Genomic DNA, 19,028 nt, shown 5'->3' with positions numbered 1-19,028 from the left:
CCCGGGCGGGTTCTCTGTCACAGGGGTCCGCGCCGTGACCGCCTCGCCGCCGCCGCAGCCGGGCCGTCAGGGCAAGCATCAGGACGATCGTTACGATCCTCGACACATCCACCCGGCCTGGTGCGACACGGCACCTCGGGCCGCGGACGGCACCCGCGGGGGCCCGGCAGCCCGCGCGCGCCTCAGGCCACCAGGCCGAGCGCCGCCCCCGCGACCGCCCGAGCCCGTGCGGGCGACAGCAGCAGATCCACCGAGTCCGACACCTGGTCCACACACCCCACCAGCGGCAACCCCCTGATCACCGGGTCCGACACCGCCTCCAGCAGCGCCTGCGCGAACCGGTCGCCCCCGATCACCCGGAACGGCCGGTCGTGAAAGCCGCGCACCCGCTCATCCAGCGTCGCGGCCAGCCCCAGCCGGTTCTGCGTCGAGGCCACCCTCCCGTACGCCGCCGCCAGCGCCGCCTCGCGCTCGCGCCACGTCCGCGCCGCCAGCGCCCCGCCCAAGGACTCCCCCAGCTCCGCCGAGCCCGGCAGGCGCGCCAGCGCGCTGCCCAGCCACTTGGCGTACGGCGGATAGCGGCGGCGCAGCAGCAGGGCCAGCCGCATCACCTCCCGCGCCAGCCGCGCCCCGACCACCGCCGACCCCAGCTCGTCACCCACCTCGCCGCACCGGCCCGGGAACGGCTCCTCCTGCGCGATGCGCCGCCACTGACAGGCCAGCACGTACCGCCACACATCGGCCGGATACCAGCGCAGCACCGACCGGGCCGCCTCCAGCCCGTCCGGCAGCCCGTCGTGGAACACCTCCCCCCGCGTCACCTCGGCCAGCGACTGCCACGGCACCGACAGCCAGTCCAGCAGCGACACCCCGCCCCGCGGGTCGAACCCGAGCCGCCCCGTCAGCCACTCCCCCAGCTCGGCCACCTCCACGCCGGGCCGCAGGACACCGTGGTAGCCGAACACCGTCGGCAAGCCGCGGAAGCGCTCCGGCAGGCCCGCCACCACCCGCGACCGCACCTCCTCCACCTCGCCGGCCGCCACGAACAGCAGCACCCGAGGCCCCCAGTCGTGGTCGGCCGAGCGGGCCGTGTCGAACGCCAGCACCTCCGACCCCGGCCCGATCAACGCGGCGCTGTGCGGCGCCCGCCCGACGAGCGGCGCGACGACCTCACCGTAGAAGGCACGGGAAAGCTCGATACCTGGTACGAAATCGCACATCACCCCAGAACTGTGCCTCACGGCCGGCCTCCGCCTCACCTCGTTTTTCGCCTGCGCGTTCGATGCGACGGGGTTCGGTTTGGGTTCGGCGGGTCCGGACAGAAGGGAGCGCCTTTACAATGTAGATTCACAAACGTGCGTGGCCAGCACGCGGGTGCGCCGGTACCCGAGCCGCCCGTACACCCCGATCGCCGCCGGGTTGTCGTCGTCCACCATGAGCGCCGCCCGCCCGTGCGCCGCCACGAGCCGGGCCGTCACCCACCGGCACACGCGCTCCGCCAGACCCCGTCCCCGGAACGGCGCCGCCGTGGCCACCCCGGCCAGCAGCCCCACCGACGGGGCGCTCCACGCGTCCGCGGCCACCGCCGCCAGCAGGCCGTCCACCCGCGCGCCCGCCCAGCGGCGCACCCCCGGCGCGCCCGGGACCGCGTACGAGGTGGGCGCGTGCTCGGCCAGCAGCTCGGCCACCTCCCCCTCGGCCCCCTCCCCCAGCCAGCCCACGCCCGCCCCCGCGTCGGGCGGGACGTGGCCGGCGGGCAGGCTCATCCAGGAGAAGCCGCCCGCGACCTGCAGCCCGTCGACCTTCGCCGCCACCTCGGCCATCAGTCCCGCCTCGCCGAACGGCCGGTACGAGGGCCCCATCTCCGCCAGCGCGTGCCGTACCAGCTCGACGGCGTCCGAGGCGTTCCCCCACACGCCGATGCGGTCGCGGCGCGACACCGCGGGCGCGGCGCTCACCACGGCCTCGCCCAGCGCCCACGCCCGCGCGCCGCCCGTCAGGTCCTGCGCCACCCACACCGGCAGGTCGTCGTCACCGCACGCGGCCCGCACCTCGGCCACGGATCTCAGCTCACGCACCACGATCGGTACCGCGCGAGCCGGGGATCACAGGATGGAGCCGGGCCGGTAGGCGGCCGCCTCCGGATGGGCGGACACCACCTCGGCCACCTGCCGCGCCACCGCCGTCACCTGGCCGGCCGCCGCGCCGGTGAACGACACCCGGTCGGCCAGCAGCGCCTCCAGGGCCGCCCGGTCCAGCGGGAACCGCTCGTCGGCCGCAAGGCGGTCCAGCAGCTCGTTGGCCGCGCCGCGCGAGCGCATGGCCAGCGCCGAGCCCACCGCGTGCTCCTTGATCAGCTCGTGCGCCGTCTCGCGGCCCACGCCGGCCCGCACCGCCGCCATCAGCATCTTGGTCGTGGCCAGGAACGGCAGGTAGCGGTCCAGCTCCGTGGCGATCACCGCCGGGAACGCTCCGAACTCGTCCAGGACCGTCAGCATGGTCTCCACCAGCCCGTCGAAGGCGAAGAACGCGTCCGGCAGCGCCACCCGGCGCACCACCGAGCAGGACACGTCGCCCTCGTTCCACTGGTCGCCGGCCAGCTCCCCCACCATCGAGGCGTAGCCGCGCAGCACCACGGCCAGGCCGTTGACCCGCTCGCAGGAGCGGGTGTTCATCTTGTGCGGCATCGCCGAGGAGCCGACCTGCCCCTCCTTGAAGCCCTCGGTCACCAGCTCGTGCCCGGCCATCAGCCGGATCGTCTTCGCCAGCGACGACGGGGACGCGGCGAGCTGCACCAGCGCCGAGACGACCTCGAAGTCGAGGGAACGCGGGTAGACCTGGCCGACGCTGGTCAGCCTGTGCTCGAACCCCAGGTGGGCCGCCACCCGCCCCTCCAGCTCGGCGAGCTTGTCCTCGTCGCCGCCGAGCAGGTCCAGCATGTCCTGGGCGGTGCCGACCGGGCCCTTGATCCCGCGCAGCGGGTAGCGGGCGATCAGCTCCTCCAGCCGGCGGTGGGCGACCAGCAGCTCGTCGGCGGCCGAGGCGAACCGCTTGCCGAGCGTGGTGGCCTGCGCGGCCACGTTGTGGGAGCGGCCGGCGATCACGGTCTCGCGGTGCTCCTCGGCCAGCGCCGCCAGCCGTGCCAGCAGCGCCACCACCCGGTCGCGCACCAGCAGCAGGCTGTCGCGGATCTGCAGCTGCTCGACGTTCTCGGTGAGGTCGCGCGAGGTCATGCCCTTGTGGACCTGCTCGTGGCCGGCCAGCGCGTTGAACTCCTCGATGCGGGCCTTCACGTCGTGCCGCGTCACCCGCTCACGCGCCGCGATCGACTCCAGGTCCACCTGGTCGAGGACCTTCTCGTAGTCGGCCGCCGCCTGCTCGGGCACGGCCACCCCCAGCTCGGCCTGGGCGCGCAGCACCGCCAGCCACAGCCGCCGCTCGGCGACGACCTTGTACTCGGGGGACCACAACCGGGCCAGCTCCGGCGAGGCATAACGGGCGGCCAGAACATCGGGGATACGCGGCTTCGACGTCACGTCGGACAAGTCTATGACGCGGGCACATGACGTTCTCGACGGGGACTTCTCCGGCGGCGGCGCTCATCCAGCCGGCCCCGACTGGGCGTACGCTGGCGATGACTTTCAGCCTGTGGTGGAAGAGGGGATGAGTGAGCACGCCGCCGCGAGAGCCGGCAGGCCGGCACCCGGCCGGCACGGTGAGGCCCACGGCCGGCCAGGCCGGGCTTCTGGGAGCCGATCAGGTCCCCGTTCCGCCGGCTCCCATGACCCGTACGGCCATTCCGCCGCTCATGCCCGGGTCGGCCGTCCTCGGCCCGGCCCATGAGGTGACGCATCAGGCGGAGCGGCTCGCCGAGGTGTCCGGCGCCGGCGTGCAGGTGCTGCACAGTTACGCCGAGGCGGGCCGGCGCCATGCGACCGGCGGGCAGTGGCTGAGAGCCGAGGCGCTCGGGCGGCTGCGCCAGGCCGCCGCCACGCTGCCGGAGGGATTCGGGATCGCGGTCTTCGACGCCTGGCGCCCCCTTGCGCTGCAGCGAGAGCTGTTCGACGCGCTCACCCCGGAAGGCGACCCCGACGGGCCGACCATGGTGGCGCGGCCCTCCGGGGATCCGGCGGCACCGCCGCCTCATCTGACCGGCGGGGCGGTCGATCTCACGTTGACGTGGGAAGGCAGGGCGCTGGCGCTGGGGACGGTCTTCGACGACTTCACGGAACTGGCCGGGGCGACCGCCTTCGAGCACGTCCCGGGGCCGGTGCGGGCGTTGCGCCGCCTGCTGTACCACAGCCTGCGCCGGCAGGGCTTCGTCGTGCTCGCCGAGGAGTGGTGGCACTTCGAGTTCGGCACTCGCCTGTGGTCGGCGCTGAAGGGCGAGCCTGTGCGGTACGGGGCCGCCGGTCCGTGAGCGTCCTCGCGGACGTCAGCCGGGGCGAGGCGGCTGGGGGCCCGCGAAGCCGTGGCGCATGAGCCGGAGCAGGCGCCGCGCGTGTTCCGGGCCGGTGGCCGCGATGGCGGCCGCGCTGGTCAGGGCGAGCAGGTCCGCCGCGGTGAGGCCGGGATCGACGGCGCCGGTCCGCTGGGCCCGGGCGAGGAGTTTCCGCGCGGCCGAGCGCATGGAGGTGTGCCAGTGGTCGAACAGCTCGGTGCGGCGCTCGTCGTTGTCGTCGGTCCCGGCCAGTGCCAGGGCTCGCTTGGTGGCGACGTGGACGACGAAGCTCTCCAGCCAGGTGAACAGGGCCTCTTCTGCCGGTTCGGCTTCGAGGAGAGCGGCGCCCTGCTCGCAGAGTGTCGTCACCTCCTCCGCGTACACCGCCACGATCAGGTCGCTCCGCGTGGGGAAGTGCCGGTAGAGGGTCGCGTTGCCGACGCCCGCCCGGCGAGCCACGTCGTCCAGCGGGACGTCGGGCCCGCGCTCGTCGAAGAGCTCTCTCGCCGCGGCGAGCAGCAGCTCGGCGTTCCTGGCCGCGTCCGTCCTGCGCGGTCGTCGCGTGCCCGCCGCCCTGCCCGCGTCCGCCATCGTCGTGCTCCCTGGTTGCTAAGTGGGGAGTTCCCCGCTTATGGTAGCGCGCTATGACGGGAGGCTCCCGCCTTACCAGCAAAGGAGCGTCATGGCCCTCACCTGTGAAGACCGCTTCCTGATCGCCGAGCTGATCGCGATGCACGGGCACCTGTGCGACAGCGGCGACCTCGACCGCCTGGACGAGGTGTTCACCACCGATGTCACCTACGACGTCACGGACTTCGGGCAGGGGGTCCTGCGGGGGGTGGCGGCATGCGCCGAGGCGGCGCGCGCCCTGGGCGAGCTGAACCCGGTCGGGCACCATGTCACGAACGTCGTCCTCGGCGAGCGGCCCGACGGCCGGGTGAGCGCGCGGTCCAAGGGGATCGGCATCCGCTCGGACGGCACGAGCGGGAGCGTGACGTACGAGGACACCGTCGTGCGCGTGGACCGGGGCTGGCGGATCAGCCACCGCAAGGTGCTCGCCCGGCGGGTCCCCCTGGCCGGTTGACGGCACCACGACACACCGCGCCCGGCAGCCCATGCGTAGCATCCCGCGTACCAGGGCAAACTCTGCCTGGTAGGACCAGGACAGCGCGCCGGAGGGCGCGCGCCGACCCTTGCTGTCGCAGCCGGCACGAGCCGGCTCGACGGCGAGGAGGACCGGATGGACCACAACAAGCTGACGGAGTTCCTGGGCCGGTTCACGAGCGACCTGGCGGCGACCAACGCGGCGGGCTCCGTCGTGATCGGTCACCGGCTCGGCCTGTACCGCTCGCTCGCGGAGGGTCCCGCCACGCCCGAGGAGTTCGCGCAGCGCACCGGGTGCGACCCGCGCTACCTCGCCGAGTGGCTGCGCGGCCAGGCCGCCGGCGGGTACGTCGGCTACGATCCGGGCACCGGCCGGTTCTCGCTGACGGAGGAGCAGGCGTTCTGCCTGGCCGCCCCGGACGGCCCCAACCTGCCCGCGGCGTTCCTGCTCGCCCTCGGCATGCTGCGCGCCGAACCGCGCATCACCGAGGCCTTCCGCACCGGCGCCGGAGTCGGCTGGCACGAGCACCACGAGGACGTCTTCGTCGGCTGCGACGCGTTCTTCCGGCCCGCCTACGTGGCCCAGCTGGTGACGAGCTGGATCCCGGCCCTGGAGGGGGTGGAGGCCAAACTCGCCGCCGGGGCGCGGGTGGCCGACGTGGGCTGCGGTCTCGGCTCGTCCTCGGCCCTCATCGCGCAGACGTACCCGCGCAGCACGGTCCTCGGCTCCGACTACCACGCCGAGTCCATCGCCCTGGCGAGCGAGCGGGCCGCCCAGGCCGGCCTGTCCGACCGGCTGGGCTTCGAGGTGTCCGGCGCGGACACCTTCACCGGCGCCGACTACGACCTGGTGACGATGTTCGACTGCCTGCACGACATGGGCGACCCCCTGAGCGCCGCCCGGCGGGTGCGCGAGGCGCTGGCCGCGGACGGGACCTGGCTCCTGGTCGAGCCGTTCGCCTTCGACCGGGTCGAGGAGAACCTGACGCCCGTGGGACGGCTGTACTACAGCGCCTCCACGTTCCTGTGCGTGCCCAACGCGCTCTCCCAGCCGGGCGGCTCCGCTCTCGGCGCGCAGGCAGGTGAGGCGCGGATGCGGGAGCTGGTCACCGAGGCGGGTTTCACGCGGTTCCGGCGGGCCGCGGAGACGCCGTTCAACCTGGTGTACGAGGTCCGGCCGTAGGACGGCGCGGCGGCGTCGCCGCCGGCCGCCCTCGCCGGCTCCCGGCAGGCGTCCCGCTGGTTCAGCCGGTGCGGAGCCTGTCCGCCGGGATGATCTCGCGGGGGATGCTCGGGCTCGTCCAGCGCAGCTCCGCGATGGCGTCGTAGCCGCCGTCGTAGAACTCCATCCTGATGTCGTGCGAGCCGGCGCTCAGCGCGATCGCGGCGGTGTCCTCGCGCTTGGAGTGGTCGCTCCAGGCGTCGATGAGCAGCCGCCCGTCCACCCACAGGCGCACGCCGTCGTCGCTGGTCGTGATGAACGTGTACGTCTCCGCCTTGTCGGCGACGACCTTGCCGCTCCAGCGGGCGCTGAAGGTGTCGGCGCCGATGGCGGGGTCCGGGGAGGCCGAGCCCCAGTCGAAGTTCACGGTGGGGTCGACGCGGGTGAGGCTGGCGCCGGTCAGGTCGGCGTTGTCGAAGTACGTCGCCGCCGGCCGCCCTCGCCGGCTCCCGGCAGGCGTCCCGCTGGTTCAGCCGGTGCGGAGCCTGTCCGCCGGGATGATCTCGCGGGGGATGCTCGGGCTCGTCCAGCGCAGCTCCGCGATGGCGTCGTAGCCGCCGTCGTAGAACTCCATCCTGATGTCGTGCGAGCCGGCGCTCAGCGCGATCGCGGCGGTGTCCTCGCGCTTGGAGTGGTCGCTCCAGGCGTCGATGAGCAGCCGCCCGTCCACCCACAGGCGCACGCCGTCGTCGCTGGTCGTGATGAACGTGTACGTCTCCGCCTTGTCGGCGACGACCTTGCCGCTCCAGCGGGCGCTGAAGGTGTCGGCGCCGATGGCGGGGTCCGGGGAGGCCGAGCCCCAGTCGAAGTTCACGGTGGGGTCGACGCGGGTGAGGCTGGCGCCGGTCAGGTCGGCGTTGTCGAAGTACGTCGCCGACAGGCCCTGCTCGTCCAGGACCAGGGTGGTGGCCGATCCGGCCGGCAACGTCACCGTGGCCCGGCCGCCGGAGATCGTCGCGGTGCCGGTGCGGTGCGGGGTCCAGGCGTCGGAGGTGCTCTGCCAGATCGCGGCGCTGCCGTTCGCCGCCCCGGTGAGGGTGAGGGCCGTCTCCAGCGGCTCGTCGCCCACGTTGACCAGGACGACGTTCCTGGCGTGGTCGGAGGCGAAGACGTGCAGCTTGGCGGTGCTCGCGCTCGCCTGGACGACGGTCGTGCCGAACGGCCTGAACAGGCCCTCACCGGTGTACATGCCGATGCCGTGGTACATGGGCAGCGGCTCGCTGCGGGCGATGCCGCCCTCGCCCTTGGTGCTGGTCAGGCCGAGCCGGCCGTTCTTGTCGCCGTACTGGAAGGCGCTCGCGCCGGCGTGCAGCATCTGGCCGAGGGCCGCCGCGCCCCACAGGGTGTTGAAGTGGGTCAGCGTGCGGTGGCCGTCCGGGTCGTCGTAGTCGGAGTTGAACTCGCCGATCTGGATCGGCAGGTCGTGGCCGAGCACGGAGCGGACGGTGGCGCGCACGGCCTCGATGTCGCTCTCGTAGTCGCGGATCACGTCACCGAGCAGCGCGTCGTCGGTGATGGGGTCGAAGCCGTTGCCGTAGTCGTGGTAGTCGACGAAGCTGACCCGGGCGCCCGATCCCTGCAGGAACGTGCGGATGTAGTCGTGGTCGTTCGAGGAGGTGGCGGGGCCGCCGACCGCGACGGAGGCGTTCTCGGCGCGCAGCGCGTCGGCGATGAGGTTGAAGCGCCTGCTGTACTCCGTGGCCGTCATCTGCGGCTTGTCCGGGGTGCAGGAGCAGTCGAGCTCGTTGCCCAGGATGAACCGCTGGATCGGCTTGCCGGAGGCGGCGAAGTGCCGGTAGAGGGCGACCGCGTCGTCCCGGTTCACCTCCGCGCTCTGCCGGCCGTCCACCTGGAGGATGACGACCGGCTCCGCGCCCAGGTCGCGGATGGCGTCGATCCAGGCGTCGCCCGAGACCTCGGTGGCGCACTTGTAGCTGCCGCAGACGATGGGGCTGCTGTGGTCGCCCGGCGTCTGGTAGTGCAGCTCGATACGCATGCGGCCCACGCCCAGCCTGCGCACGTGCTCGCGGTGCCTGGTGTCGTTGGTGATGTACGAGCCCTCGCCGTACCCGGTGATGGAGAGGCCGATGTCGGCGGGAGAGATCGTGTGAACGGGCTTGGTGAAGTCCACCGAGACGGTGGCGGCCGCGGCCGCTTGCGCCTGTGCGCCCGCCGGCCAGACCAGCGCGGCGGCCGTCAGGCCGCCCGCGATAACGGCGCGTAACGCGCGGCGTGCAGATGCGGTCATCATGCTCCTGTCAGAGGTTGCTCAAGATCCGGGAGATCATGACACGCGTGGATGTCCGGAGGGTTAAGCGTCATGATCGGCCGGTCTGCCCCGCGGAAGCCGCCGTCTCACATGCCCTCGCTGCTGAGGCCTGTCTCCAGGTCCGCCACGGGCAGCCCCTACGGTGTTGTCATGAACATCTGCGTCTTCCTCTCCGCCGCCGACCTCGCCGAGACCTACACCCGGCCCGCCCGCGAGCTCGCGCGGCTGATCGGGCAGGGCGGGCACACGCTGGTGTGGGGCGGCTCCAACGTGGGGCTGATGAAGGTCGTGGCGGACGGGGTGCACGCCTCCGGCGGGCGCCTCATGGGCGTCTCGGTGCATTTTCTGGTGGACAAGGTGCGGCCGGGCGTGGACGACATGGTCATCGCGCAGGACCTCGCCGAGCGCAAGAGGCTGCTGCTGGACAAGGCCGACGCGGTGGTGATCATGGTGGGCGGCACGGGGACCCTGGACGAGGCGACCGAGATCCTGGAGCTGAAGAAGCACGGGCATACCGACATGCCGGTGGTGCTGCTGAACACCGCGGGCTTCTACGACGGGCTGAAGGAGCAGTTCCGCCGCATGGAGGACGAGGGATTCCTGCCGCGTCCCCTCTCGGAGCTGATGTTCTTCGCCGATGAGCCCGTGGAGGCCATGACCTACCTCAAGGAGTCACTCGGCGACCGGTGAGGTCCGGGTCCTGGCCGGCAGGTCGGCGGTCGCCCGCGGTCCGGCCGGCCGAAGCTGCTCAGCGCAGTACGGCCGTCAGCAGGTCGGCGCCCAGCGCCGTCAGATCGGGGAGATTGACGGTGTAACGGACGTAACGACCGTGCCGCCGGGCCGTGAGCAGGCCCGCGCGGCGCAGGACAGCGAGGTGGCGGGAGACCTCCGGGGGTGAAAGCTCCCAGGCGTGGGCCAGCTCACCGGTGGTGTGCGGGCCGCGGGCGAGGGTGCGCAGCAGCCGCAGCCGTACCGGATGCGCGAGCGCCTCCAGCCGTAGCGTCACCGTTTCCAGCGACACCGGCTCCGACGGACTTGCCTCGGCCACGGGGTACTGCACCACCGGCTGCCACCCGGGCGCCTGGATCACCACCAGGTGCGGGCGGCCGAAGACGCTGGGGAGGAAGGTGACCCCGGTGCCGTGGGCGGCGATCGCATTGTCCTGCAGTTTGTCGACGATGATGCAGTCGCCGTCCGGCGCCAGGGTGACGGCGCCGGAGACCGACGCGAGTGCCGCCCCGATGCCCTGGCGCTTCAGCAGGTCGTTCTTCAGGCGCAGGTCGGTGGCGAGTTGCACGGCGGCGCCCGCCCAGGCCGCGTCGAAGAAGGCCTCGGCGCACTGTTCGAGGGTGTCACGCACCCGCGCCCGAACGGCGGCCGGGTCCGCGAGCAGCCGTTCCGCGAAGGCCTCCTGGAGCGCGCCGCGCGCTTGGGCCAGGTCCAGGGCCCGCTCGCGCGCCGCCGCGTCGGCGAGCGGCGACGGCGCGGCGAAATGGACCCGGTTGCTGCCGCACGTGGTGATGAGCGCGGCGCTCACATAGGTCTCATCGTCGATCCGGTCCACCTCGTCCAGCTCCTCGGCGAGGGTCGGCCGGGGACGGGCGGGGACCAGGAAGTCGGCTCGTGAGGAACGCCAGAGGAACTCCGCCTCCCTGAGCCGCTCGGCCAGCTCCGGCCGCAGCCCGGCCCAGACGTCCCCGGCCCAGCCGGCGAGCTGCGGGTGATGCCCGGGTTCGGCCAGCACGTGCAGCATCGCGGTCAGCTCGGCCAGCGGAGAGGCGGCGAACCGCAGCCGCCCGGACGGCAGGCCGCCGATGTCGATCCTCAACGTCATCCCCCCATCATCGCTGGTCGGATGGCCGACGACCGCGTCGATTGACGGTGTCCGTCAACCGACACCGTCGGCGCGGCGGCCGAACGCATCGTTGACGCCATGGCAACCACCACCAGGATCCAGCCGCGTGCCCTCGTCCGCGCCTCCGGAGGCCCCCGCTATGCCGTCGCCCTGGCCGTGGACGCGCTCGGCACCGGCATGCTGCGGCCCTTTCTGCTGCTCTACGGGGTGACGGTGCTGAGGCTGTCCGCGTCGGCCACCGGCATCGCCATGACGGCCGGCATCGTCGTGGGTCTGGTGTGCATGCCCGCGGTGGGCCGATGGCTGGACCGGGGCGCACGCAGCACGGTCGTGGCCGCGTCGATGCTGGTGCGGGTGGTGGGCGTGGCGCTGCTGCTGGCCGCCCCGGCGGGGCACGTCTGGCTGTTCGCGACGGCGGCGCTCTTCCTCGGCATCGGCAACCAGGCGTGGCCGGCCGCCCACGCGGCTCTCGTGGCCACGGTCGCCCACGGCCGCGAACGCGACGCCGCTCTCGCGGGAGCCCGCGCGCTGCGCAACGCCGGCCTGGGCGTGGGCGCCCTCCTCGCCACCGCATGCCTGGCGGGCGGCACCACCGCACTGCAGGCGCTGGCAGCCGTCACCGGGCTCGCCTATCTCGCCGCGGCGGCCTTGGCATGGTCGGTCCACCTGCACGCGCATCCAGCCGCCACTCCTGCCAGGGACAGGACCGACGGGCCCGCACCTCGGATGCGCGCGCTGCTGGCCGCCAACGTGATCTATGTCTTCTGCCTCAACGTCCCCGAAATCGCGCTCCCCCTGGTCCTGGTGACCCAGTTGCACGCGTCCCCGGCGTGGTCGGCAGCCATCTTCGTGGCGAACACGGTGCTGGTGGTCACCCTGCAGGTTCCGGTCACCGTCCTGATGTCCCGCTTCTCCCGGCGGACCATGCTGGCTCTCGCCGGCGTGGTGCTCGCCGCGTCCTACCTCGGCTTCCTCGCGGCCACCTCCCTGGGAGACGGATGGAGCGCCCCGGCCGTCGCCGGGGTGTCCGTGCTCTGCACCATCGGCGAGATCATCTATGCCGGCAGCGCCACCGCGCTCGTCACCGTCCTCGCCCCGGCCCCCGTCCTGGGACGTGCCCTGGCCCGCTTCCAGCTCTCCACGGGCTTCGGCCTCGCCGTCTCCCCGGCGGCCATCACCGCTCTCGCCTCCCACGGCTCGGCCGCCCTGTGGGGCAGCCTCGCCGCTGCGACGCTCCTGTCCGCCTCCGCCGTCGCCCCCGAGAAGGACCGAAGAACGCGGCTCAGCGGTTGCCGTTGCCGGCCGCGAGCAGGCTCCTGAGCTCCGCGATCGCCATTCGTGCAGGGCCCAGCCCGTACCGAGCCCGCGCCTTTACATTGTAGATTTTCAGCTCTGGAACGCATCCCCCTCCGCCGCCTCGGCGACGCGCTTGATGGTCGCCAGCCGCCGGTCCCAGTCGGCCGCGAGCGCGGCCATCCACCGCGCCGTCGCGTCCAGCGCCGCCGGGCGGACCGCGTACCGCACCTCGCGGCCGACCCGGCTGCCGGTGACGAGCCCGGCGGCGTCCAGGACGGCGAGGTGCTTGACCACCGCCTGCCGCGAGACCGGCAGCCGTTCGGCGAGTGTCGTCGCGGTGGCCTCGCCCCGCGCGGCGAGCAGGTCGAGCAGGTGACGTCGCGTCGGGTCGGCCAACGCGGCCAGGACGCTGTCGACCTCCCCGGCGACGCCGCGACGCTCGTCCGTCACGCGGCCGGCTGCTCGGCGCGCGCCTTGAGCGCGTCGAAGCACTGGGGCCAGCCGTCGGTGTGGTCCTTCAGGTTCCGGGTGCGCAGCTCCTGGGTGCCGGGCAGTGTCGCGAACCCGCTCTCCACGACGCGCAGCCGCGTCTTGTCGCCCTCCGGGGTCAGCGTGAACTCCACGAGGGTGCTGTTGTCCTCGCTCAGCTCCTCCCCCGGGAACGCGCTGGTCCAGCGGTAGGCCAGGTACGTCGGCGGCCGCACCGTCTCCACGCGCACCGGGAAGTCGCCGTGCTGGGCGTTCCTGGCCACCATCGACTCTCCTTCTCGTGCCACGGTGCCGGGCAGGCTCGCCTCGTCGGCCACCCAGAACCCGGGCTGGGCCACCAGCGACCAGACCCGCTCCAGGGACGCCGCGATCAGCGTTTCGCGTTCGATCCGATCCTCGCTCATGAGGAGACTCCTTCACACTCGATCCTTGCGTGCAACTTCAGAGTTGCACATCGATCCTCGAATGCGCAACCCCGGAGTTGCGCTTCCGCGCGGACCCCGTCTCGGGCCGGCGCGGCGAGGGTGCTTGGCTGGAGGTCAGGGCCGAACCGGAAGCGGGACGGAGGGAGCCGGTCATGGACGGGCGCGGGCACCGGTGTTTCGCGATGTGCTACGACGCCATCACCCGGGTCGCCGAGCGGCGCTGGCTGGGGGCCGTACGCGAGGAGCTGGTCGGGGGCCTGGGCGGGCGGGTCCTGGAGATCGGCGCCGGCTCCGGCGCCAACCTCGCCCACTACCGCGCGGCCGGCCAGGTGGTGGCCGCCGAGCCCGACGCCGCCATGCGCCGTCGCCTGCGCGCCCGGCCGGCCGGGACGGCGGTCCCCGTCCGGGTGCTCGCCGCGCGCGGCGAGCGGCTGCCCTTCGCCGACGCCAGCTTCGACGCCGTGGTCGCCACCCTGGTGCTGTGCTCGGTCGACGACCCCGGCCGGACCCTGGCCGAGGTCCGGCGCGTGCTGAAGCCGGCCGGCCGGTTCGTGTTCTTCGAGCACGTACGCGGCACGGGCGCGCGCGGCCGGATCCAGGACCTGCTCACGCCGCTGTGGCGGCGCCTGGGCGCGGGATGCCACCTCAACCGGCGCAGCCTGGCCACGATCGAGCACGCCGGCCTGGCCGTCCACGACGTCGAGACGTTCGCGCCCCGCCCGAACCTGCCCGTCACCGTGCCGATGATCCGCGGAGTGGCGACCCGGGCGGGTTCCCCGCGCTGACGTCGCCGCGCCCGGCCCGCGGGCCGGCGTCCGGCCGGCGGAGCAGGCGACCGATGCGTGAAGCGTCCCGCGTGTCAGGCGTCCATGCCCTGGCGGAACAGCAGCCAGGCGCGCTCGGCCGTCCGGCGGCGGGTGTCCGCCGGTATCCTGGCGAGCAGTGCCGCGATCATGCCGATGACCGTGACCAGGTCCTCGGTGGTGACGTGGTCACGTACGCGGCCCGACTCTCGCGCCTCCGCGAGCAGGCCCTCCAGCAGCTCCGCCACCCGATCGCGCAGCCGGAGGAGGCGCGGGTCGACCGCGGCGCCGACCGCCCCGACCATGTCGATGAACGCGATCGAGGAGATGGCCTGCTCGGTCATGAGCGCCAGCATGTCGTCGAGCGTGGTGCCGGGCCGGGCGGCGAGCTCCTCCAGCTCCCTGACGCCGTCCTCGAAGACGGCCAGCGCGAGGCTGACGCGGTCGGGGAAGTGCCGGTAGAGGCTGCCCTGGCCGACGCCGGCCGCCTTCGCGATCGAGGTGAGCGGCGTGTCGAACCCGTCGGTGGCGAACAGCTCGCGGGCCGCCGCGATCAGCGCCGCCCGGTTCTCCGCCGCGGCGCTCGGGCCTCTGTTGGGCCGGCGTACGTGGGACATGGAAGCCACGGTACCAACCGGACTGAATCGTCCGGTGGCTGCCCGTGACCCTCGACACGGGTCGGCGGCACGGGCTACGGTGCAACCGGACGACGAAGTCCGGTCGCCGGGGCTCACCGCCGGACACGCGCCGCCGTCGCCCGCCCCGATCGAAAGGACGCGCCCATGACCGCCCACACCCTCGACGACCGTGTCGCCCTCATCACCGGAGCGGGATCCGGCATCGGCCGGGCGATGGCCGTGACCTTCGCCAAGGCCGGCGCCCGCGTCGTGGCCTGCGACATCGACGCCGACGGCGCCGCCCGCACCGCCGCCGACATCGGGGACGCGGCCCTGCCCGCCACCGCCGACATCGGCGACGAGGCGTCGGTCACCGCGCTCGTCGAGACCGCGATCAGTGCCTACGGCCGCATCGACGTGCTGTGCAACAACGCCGGGATCATGGACACCATGGCCCTGCCCGCCGAGATCCCCCTCGCGCTGTGGGAGCGGGTCCTGCGCGTCAACCTGACCGGCACCTTCCTCGTCACCCACGCCGTCCTGCCCCACATGCTGCGCCAGGGCCGCGGCGCGATCGTCAACACCGCCTCCGAGGCGGCCGTCCGCGGCGGCGCCGCCGGAGCCGCCTACACCGCCTCCAAGCACGGCGTCGCCGGCCTGACCCGCAGCGTCGCCTGGGCCCACGCCAAGGACGGCATCCGCTGCAACGCCATCCTCCCGGGCCCGACCATGACCGGCATCGCCACCGCGGCCTCGTTCGACCCCACCGGCGCCGCCCGCCTCGCCCCCGTGCTCGCGCTGGGTGAGCGGATCGCCCAGCCGGAGCAGATGGCCGACGCCGCCCTCTTCCTCGCCTCCGACGCCGCCTCGTTCATCAACGGCGCCCTCGTCCCGGTCGACGGCGGCTGGTCGGCGGCCTGACCACCGGCGGCGGCGTCAACCGCCGGGACAGCCCTGGCGCGGTCAACCCGTGGGCCGGCGGGCCCGGCTCGGCTCGCGGACGAGCGCCCAGGCGCCCGCCACCGGACCCGGGCGCCGCGGCTTGCCGGGGTTGATCACCTCGTGGGTCGCCTGAATCCGCCCGGTCAGCAGCTCGGCACTCGGCACTCGGCACTCACGATGCGGGAGGCGATGGCTCTCGCTTGCAGCAGTTGCTACGAAATCGTATGATCCGACATCGTGAAGTCCGAATCCGTATCATCTGAGTGGTCGGCTCTGCTCGCATTGCAGCGGGCCACCCACGCCACCCTGCAAGTGCTCGCCGCCGAGCTCGTCGACCTGGACCTGACCGCCTCCGAGATCAACGCGCTGGCGAACCTGGCCGACGGCCGGGGCCGGACCGTGTCCGAACTCGGCGCGGCCGTGGGCGCCCGCCCCACCACGCTGACCAGCGTGCTGGACCGCCTGGAACGACGCGGCCACATCACCCGCGGCACCCGCCCCGGAGACCGCCGGGCGGTGCTCATCGAACTCACCTCGTCCGGGCGACTGGCCGCCACCACGATCCGGCAGGCCATCGCCGACCTGGAGCACCGCGCGCTCGGCGGCCTGCCGGCCGACGCCGTCGCCCACCTGCGCACCGCCCTGCAAGCCCTGACGGAGGTGCCCTCATGACCATGCACCCCGCCGGCGAACACGTCGTCGGCGCCCCTGACTTCGATGCGTTGATGGCCGAGGTGATGGCGACCGCCGAGCGGTTCGGCCACCGGGAACATGTCCATCTGACGTGGCTGGCCGTTCGACGGGTCGGCGTGCCCGCGGCGGTCGGGCTGGTCAGCGATGGTATCCAGCGCACCACCCGCTATGCGAGGGTGCCCCAGAAGTACCACGCGACCATGAGCCGGGCCTGGGTCGAACTGGTCGGCCACCACGCGGCCGAACACGGCGAAGACGACTTCACCGCGTTCATCGACCACCATCCCGCCCTGCTCGACAAGCGGCTGCTGACCCGCTTCTACCAACCGGCGACGCTGGCCTCCGCGCAGGCCAGGACCGGCTGGGTCGAACCCGACCGCGCCCCGTTCCCGTGGCAGGACACGGGCCGGCGGTGACCCCGGGACGAAGAGGCACGATGACCGTGATCGGGTGATGGGCGCACGGGTCCACCGGGCTGTGAAGACCGGCTGAGTCCCGACGTGCCACCGTCGGCGGGCGCCTGGCGCCCGAGTCGAGGCCAGGCGCCCGCCGTACGGCGGGAATCAGACGCCGAACGCGGCCGGGCAGCGGATGGTGCCGGCCGGCACGGGCCGGGCGGGACAGGTCACCCGTAGTGACGGCCCTGCTCGTCCTGCTCTTCTCCCGCATCGACGCCGACACACTTACCTGAGATGCCGTACCCGAGGTTGAGCGTCAGCCAGGACAGGCCATGGAGATGGCGTCGGCGGCGATGGTGCGATCGCCTGGTCCGGTGTCAACGAGTTCGACCGAGAGGTCGGTGGCGTCGGGAACCGAGACATGGTGCACCAGCCAGCTGCCATGGTGGGCGGCTTGGTCGACGGGAAGGTCGGCGATCGAATCGCCGTCGGCGTTGCTTGTCCGATGGAGGCGGTAGATCGCGACTGCGGCGGCGTACGAGGAGTCGGGCACGTGCACGGCCAGCGCGCAGCGTGCCGGGCCGGCGACACCGGTGACGGCCCGCCAGACGAATGATTCCTTCCACCGCAGCGGGTAGGCGTACGGGGTGGTCTGGCCGGCCAGCGCGGTGTAGAACATTCGCCCGGTGCATCCATCACCCGTCCAACCGCCGGTGGCCGGATGCCAGCCGTCGTCGTGCTGCTCGTTGATGCTGTAGTCGCGCCGCTTGTCCAGCGGGCAGCCGGGCCCCACGACCACCCCGCCATCAGGCGGAAAGGAGCTCACCGTCGCCGGGCCGGCATCGCCGCCGACAGCGGGGGCGGCCTGGGTGGAGGACGCGGTCGTGGCCGTTCCGGCCGGCGTGGGGCGTCCGGAGGGCGAAGCGGTCATCGTCGGCGGTGCCGGGGTAGCTGGATCCGCCGGTTGGGATGCGCCGCTCTGGGCGTTCCGGCCGATCAACACAAAGAGCACAACACCGATCAGGGCGACGCTCGCCACCACCGCAGTGTGTGGCTTCCAGATCATCGGTGCTGGGCGGCTCGCGCCGTCCGGCGAGGACACCCCCGGCGCGGTGTCCTCGGAGGTCGCGGCGATCGGTGTGCTCGGATCGACGGCGGCCCGCTCGGCGTCCCGTTGCCCGGCGTGGGCGGCCTCCGGCTCACGGCACAGCTCGGCCGCCACCTGCCGCCAGCGCTGCTGCCACTGCCCGACATCGCCGCCGCAGGCCTGCACCAGCGCCCGGGTGACATTCCAGCTCGGCATGCTGTTGCCGCTGCACGCGCTGGACAACGCGCTGGCCGAGTAGTGCGCCGTGCGGGCCAGCTGCCGGTAGCTCGGCGACCCGGCGCTCTCACGTAACCGGCGCAAGTCCAACGCGAAGGCCGCCAACGGCCCAGCACCAGGATCGATCGGTTCCTCGCGCCGCCCCACACCCAACCTCCCTGCCACCGCGACGGTGCCATCGCGTGAGCGCGTCGCCGGGCGAATGTCCCATTGATCAATTGATCAGTCATTGATTGTGCACGACTGCCACCACTGGCTGATCAACAATCGCACGGCTGTGGTTGGAGGCGGAAGCACCCAGCACGGACGGGACCACTCATCCCGCCCCTCGAAAGGAAAGGCGCCCCATGAAACGCCTCGTAACGGCTCTCGCCCTGGCCGGCAGCACGGCTGTCGCGCTGTACGCGTCAAGCGCACCGGCCACAGCCGCCAGCACCTCTGCCCCCACGGCCGCCAAGACGGCCAAGGCGGCCAACACCAGCTGCGACCCCACCTACTACGACTCCACCGACCAGAGGATCCACGTCTTCTGCACCGGACCGGGGTTCGCCGAGTTGCACATCAAGTGCTGGCCTGCCACCACCGTCTGGCGCGACGCCGGGGTCAACATCGTCACCCCGGGCGCCCGTACCGAACTGTCCATGGGGTGCGGCATCTTCCCCATTCTCGACAGCTACGCCGAGATCCACAGATAACAGCGAGAGGAGCAACCTCATGACGCTTCGGCGCATCGTCACGATGGCCGCCATGGCGGCCGCCTTGCTGGCACCGACCACCGCGCTGATCCCGGCCACGGCATCAGCCGCCGCCGCTTCACCGCTGACCACCTCATCGGCTCAGACCGCCGGCGTCTCGATCCTGAGCTGGCGCTACTACGGCACCTACGACAACCTCGTCACCTGCCAGGCCGCCGGCATCGTGGCCGTCTACTGGGACCACTACGCCGACTACCACTGCGACGGCGACGGTGACGGCGGCTACGAATTATGGGTCCGCTAGGTAGCACCTAGCGAGCACAACCGCACAAGGCGCCGAAGGTCGGCACCAAGGACGCGGTGGCGGCGGGCCCCCCCCCCCCCCCCCCGCCCCCCCCGCCACCCGCCCCCGGGCGCGGCAGGGCCGGTACGCGGGGCCGGGAGGGGGGGCCCCC

Annotated in this window: 22 protein-coding genes and 1 pseudogene; 11 read left to right on the top strand and 12 right to left on the bottom strand. The window is 72.9% G+C overall.

Annotated features, from left to right (window positions below; all coding sequences use genetic code 11):
- Positions 1 to 182 precede the first annotated feature (182 nt).
- From ACIBG4_RS38210 to purB, 3 genes are all read right to left on the bottom strand, one after another.
- Positions 183 to 1,220: a DUF4037 domain-containing protein gene (locus ACIBG4_RS38210; protein ID WP_397207118.1), complete on the bottom strand. Its 1,038-nt coding sequence runs from the start codon at positions 1,218 to 1,220 to the stop codon at positions 183 to 185.
- A gap of 114 nt (positions 1,221 to 1,334) precedes the next feature.
- Positions 1,335 to 2,078, bottom strand: coding sequence for a GNAT family N-acetyltransferase (locus ACIBG4_RS38205; protein ID WP_397206945.1), 744 nt, complete (start codon positions 2,076 to 2,078; stop codon positions 1,335 to 1,337).
- A gap of 27 nt (positions 2,079 to 2,105) precedes the next feature.
- Complete coding sequence (gene purB, locus ACIBG4_RS38200; protein ID WP_397206943.1) at positions 2,106 to 3,536, bottom strand: adenylosuccinate lyase; 1,431 nt, start codon at positions 3,534 to 3,536, stop codon at positions 2,106 to 2,108.
- A gap of 245 nt (positions 3,537 to 3,781) precedes the next feature.
- Here purB and ACIBG4_RS38195 point away from each other — a divergent pair, with 245 nt between their 5' ends.
- The gene (locus ACIBG4_RS38195; RefSeq protein WP_397206941.1) at positions 3,782 to 4,420 is read left to right on the top strand and encodes a M15 family metallopeptidase; all 639 of its coding nucleotides are present in this window, start codon (positions 3,782 to 3,784) and stop codon (positions 4,418 to 4,420) included.
- Between the two features lie 15 nt (positions 4,421 to 4,435).
- Here the strand turns inward: ACIBG4_RS38195 and ACIBG4_RS38190 are convergent, their stop codons facing one another.
- On the bottom strand, positions 4,436 to 5,032 hold the full coding sequence (locus ACIBG4_RS38190) for a TetR/AcrR family transcriptional regulator (RefSeq protein ID WP_397206939.1): 597 nt from the start codon (positions 5,030 to 5,032) through the stop codon (positions 4,436 to 4,438).
- Between the two features lie 91 nt (positions 5,033 to 5,123).
- Between ACIBG4_RS38190 and ACIBG4_RS38185 the strand changes: the two genes are divergently transcribed.
- Together ACIBG4_RS38185 and ACIBG4_RS38180 are read left to right on the top strand one after the other, a co-directional pair.
- Entirely contained in the window at positions 5,124 to 5,525 is a 402-nt protein-coding gene (locus tag ACIBG4_RS38185; protein ID WP_310716771.1) for a nuclear transport factor 2 family protein, read from the top strand.
- Between the two features lie 156 nt (positions 5,526 to 5,681).
- A complete protein-coding gene (locus ACIBG4_RS38180) occupies positions 5,682 to 6,728 on the top strand; it encodes a class I SAM-dependent methyltransferase (protein WP_397206936.1) in 1,047 nt (348 codons plus the stop codon).
- Between the two features lie 61 nt (positions 6,729 to 6,789).
- On the opposite strand, the pseudogene ACIBG4_RS38175 reads toward ACIBG4_RS38180, so the two are convergent.
- A pseudogene (locus ACIBG4_RS38175) lies at positions 6,790 to 7,197 on the bottom strand (PA14 domain-containing protein); the annotation flags it as partial.
- Positions 7,198 to 7,236: 39 nt separating this feature from the next.
- The gene (locus ACIBG4_RS38170) at positions 7,237 to 9,015 is read right to left on the bottom strand and encodes a PA14 domain-containing protein (RefSeq protein WP_397206934.1); all 1,779 of its coding nucleotides are present in this window, start codon (positions 9,013 to 9,015) and stop codon (positions 7,237 to 7,239) included.
- A gap of 171 nt (positions 9,016 to 9,186) precedes the next feature.
- Here ACIBG4_RS38170 and ACIBG4_RS38165 point away from each other — a divergent pair, with 171 nt between their 5' ends.
- Positions 9,187 to 9,726: a TIGR00730 family Rossman fold protein gene (locus tag ACIBG4_RS38165; protein WP_397206932.1), complete on the top strand. Its 540-nt coding sequence runs from the start codon at positions 9,187 to 9,189 to the stop codon at positions 9,724 to 9,726.
- Positions 9,727 to 9,784: 58 nt separating this feature from the next.
- Here ACIBG4_RS38165 and ACIBG4_RS38160 read toward each other — a convergent pair whose 3' ends face one another.
- A complete protein-coding gene (locus ACIBG4_RS38160; RefSeq protein ID WP_397206930.1) occupies positions 9,785 to 10,870 on the bottom strand; it encodes a DUF5937 family protein in 1,086 nt (361 codons plus the stop codon).
- A gap of 99 nt (positions 10,871 to 10,969) precedes the next feature.
- Here ACIBG4_RS38160 and ACIBG4_RS38155 point away from each other — a divergent pair, with 99 nt between their 5' ends.
- Complete coding sequence (locus tag ACIBG4_RS38155; protein WP_397206928.1) at positions 10,970 to 12,211, top strand: MFS transporter; 1,242 nt, start codon at positions 10,970 to 10,972, stop codon at positions 12,209 to 12,211.
- Between the two features lie 66 nt (positions 12,212 to 12,277).
- Here ACIBG4_RS38155 and ACIBG4_RS38150 read toward each other — a convergent pair whose 3' ends face one another.
- On the bottom strand, positions 12,278 to 12,637 hold the full coding sequence (locus ACIBG4_RS38150) for an ArsR/SmtB family transcription factor (RefSeq protein ID WP_397206926.1): 360 nt from the start codon (positions 12,635 to 12,637) through the stop codon (positions 12,278 to 12,280).
- On the bottom strand, positions 12,634 to 13,080 hold the full coding sequence (locus tag ACIBG4_RS38145) for an SRPBCC domain-containing protein (protein ID WP_397206924.1): 447 nt from the start codon (positions 13,078 to 13,080) through the stop codon (positions 12,634 to 12,636). The genes ACIBG4_RS38150 and ACIBG4_RS38145 overlap by 4 nt, the downstream gene beginning before the upstream one ends.
- 173 nt (positions 13,081 to 13,253) lie before the next feature.
- Between ACIBG4_RS38145 and ACIBG4_RS38140 the strand changes: the two genes are divergently transcribed.
- A complete protein-coding gene (locus tag ACIBG4_RS38140) occupies positions 13,254 to 13,886 on the top strand; it encodes a class I SAM-dependent methyltransferase (protein ID WP_397206922.1) in 633 nt (210 codons plus the stop codon).
- A 74-nt stretch (positions 13,887 to 13,960) separates the two neighbouring features.
- Here ACIBG4_RS38140 and ACIBG4_RS38135 read toward each other — a convergent pair whose 3' ends face one another.
- Positions 13,961 to 14,521 (bottom strand): TetR family transcriptional regulator, encoded by a 561-nt coding sequence (locus tag ACIBG4_RS38135; protein ID WP_397206920.1) that lies wholly within the window; start codon positions 14,519 to 14,521, stop codon positions 13,961 to 13,963.
- 165 nt (positions 14,522 to 14,686) lie between these two features.
- Between ACIBG4_RS38135 and ACIBG4_RS38130 the strand changes: the two genes are divergently transcribed.
- Positions 14,687 to 15,442, top strand: coding sequence for an SDR family NAD(P)-dependent oxidoreductase (locus tag ACIBG4_RS38130; RefSeq protein ID WP_397206918.1), 756 nt, complete (start codon positions 14,687 to 14,689; stop codon positions 15,440 to 15,442).
- Positions 15,443 to 15,484: 42 nt separating this feature from the next.
- Here the strand turns inward: ACIBG4_RS38130 and ACIBG4_RS38125 are convergent, their stop codons facing one another.
- The gene (locus ACIBG4_RS38125) at positions 15,485 to 15,628 is read right to left on the bottom strand and encodes a hypothetical protein (protein ID WP_397206916.1); all 144 of its coding nucleotides are present in this window, start codon (positions 15,626 to 15,628) and stop codon (positions 15,485 to 15,487) included.
- A 72-nt stretch (positions 15,629 to 15,700) separates the two neighbouring features.
- Here ACIBG4_RS38125 and ACIBG4_RS38120 point away from each other — a divergent pair, with 72 nt between their 5' ends.
- Positions 15,701 to 16,135: a MarR family winged helix-turn-helix transcriptional regulator gene (locus tag ACIBG4_RS38120; protein ID WP_397206914.1), complete on the top strand. Its 435-nt coding sequence runs from the start codon at positions 15,701 to 15,703 to the stop codon at positions 16,133 to 16,135.
- Entirely contained in the window at positions 16,132 to 16,572 is a 441-nt protein-coding gene (locus tag ACIBG4_RS38115) for a hypothetical protein (RefSeq protein WP_397206912.1), read from the top strand. Before ACIBG4_RS38120 ends, ACIBG4_RS38115 begins: the two co-directional genes overlap by 4 nt.
- Positions 16,573 to 16,870: 298 nt before the next feature.
- Here ACIBG4_RS38115 and ACIBG4_RS38110 read toward each other — a convergent pair whose 3' ends face one another.
- Complete coding sequence (locus ACIBG4_RS38110) at positions 16,871 to 18,025, bottom strand: helix-turn-helix domain-containing protein (RefSeq protein ID WP_397206910.1); 1,155 nt, start codon at positions 18,023 to 18,025, stop codon at positions 16,871 to 16,873.
- Between the two features lie 200 nt (positions 18,026 to 18,225).
- Between ACIBG4_RS38110 and ACIBG4_RS38105 the strand changes: the two genes are divergently transcribed.
- Positions 18,226 to 18,573 carry a hypothetical protein gene (locus ACIBG4_RS38105; RefSeq protein ID WP_397206908.1) on the top strand — a complete coding sequence of 116 codons (348 nt, stop codon included), beginning with the start codon at positions 18,226 to 18,228 and terminating at the stop codon, positions 18,571 to 18,573.
- A 19-nt stretch (positions 18,574 to 18,592) separates the two neighbouring features.
- Positions 18,593 to 18,877, top strand: a complete 285-nt coding sequence (locus tag ACIBG4_RS38100; RefSeq protein ID WP_397206906.1) for a hypothetical protein — start codon at positions 18,593 to 18,595, stop codon at positions 18,875 to 18,877.
- Positions 18,878 to 19,028 lie beyond the last annotated feature (151 nt).

It is taken from the genome of Nonomuraea sp. NPDC050383, assembly GCF_044459125.1.
Lineage (GTDB): Bacteria > Actinomycetota > Actinomycetes > Streptosporangiales > Streptosporangiaceae > Nonomuraea.
This window is presented reverse-complemented; position numbering and strand designations above follow the sequence as displayed.

Coding starts and splice junctions, on each gene's coding strand:
- ACIBG4_RS38210 (WP_397207118.1), bottom strand. CDS start 1,220: ATGTGCGATTTCGTACCAGGTATCGAGCTTTCCCGTGCCTTCTACGGT.
- ACIBG4_RS38195 (WP_397206941.1), top strand. CDS start 3,782: ATGACCCGTACGGCCATTCCGCCGCTCATGCCCGGGTCGGCCGTCCTC.
- ACIBG4_RS38190 (WP_397206939.1), bottom strand. CDS start 5,032: ATGGCGGACGCGGGCAGGGCGGCGGGCACGCGACGACCGCGCAGGACG.
- ACIBG4_RS38185 (WP_310716771.1), top strand. CDS start 5,124: ATGGCCCTCACCTGTGAAGACCGCTTCCTGATCGCCGAGCTGATCGCG.
- ACIBG4_RS38180 (WP_397206936.1), top strand. CDS start 5,682: ATGGACCACAACAAGCTGACGGAGTTCCTGGGCCGGTTCACGAGCGAC.
- ACIBG4_RS38170 (WP_397206934.1), bottom strand. CDS start 9,015: ATGACCGCATCTGCACGCCGCGCGTTACGCGCCGTTATCGCGGGCGGC.
- ACIBG4_RS38165 (WP_397206932.1), top strand. CDS start 9,187: ATGAACATCTGCGTCTTCCTCTCCGCCGCCGACCTCGCCGAGACCTAC.
- ACIBG4_RS38160 (WP_397206930.1), bottom strand. CDS start 10,870: ATGACGTTGAGGATCGACATCGGCGGCCTGCCGTCCGGGCGGCTGCGG.
- ACIBG4_RS38155 (WP_397206928.1), top strand. CDS start 10,970: ATGGCAACCACCACCAGGATCCAGCCGCGTGCCCTCGTCCGCGCCTCC.
- ACIBG4_RS38145 (WP_397206924.1), bottom strand. CDS start 13,080: ATGAGCGAGGATCGGATCGAACGCGAAACGCTGATCGCGGCGTCCCTG.
- ACIBG4_RS38140 (WP_397206922.1), top strand. CDS start 13,254: ATGGACGGGCGCGGGCACCGGTGTTTCGCGATGTGCTACGACGCCATC.
- ACIBG4_RS38135 (WP_397206920.1), bottom strand. CDS start 14,521: ATGTCCCACGTACGCCGGCCCAACAGAGGCCCGAGCGCCGCGGCGGAG.
- ACIBG4_RS38130 (WP_397206918.1), top strand. CDS start 14,687: ATGACCGCCCACACCCTCGACGACCGTGTCGCCCTCATCACCGGAGCG.
- ACIBG4_RS38115 (WP_397206912.1), top strand. CDS start 16,132: ATGACCATGCACCCCGCCGGCGAACACGTCGTCGGCGCCCCTGACTTC.
- ACIBG4_RS38105 (WP_397206908.1), top strand. CDS start 18,226: ATGAAACGCCTCGTAACGGCTCTCGCCCTGGCCGGCAGCACGGCTGTC.
- ACIBG4_RS38100 (WP_397206906.1), top strand. CDS start 18,593: ATGACGCTTCGGCGCATCGTCACGATGGCCGCCATGGCGGCCGCCTTG.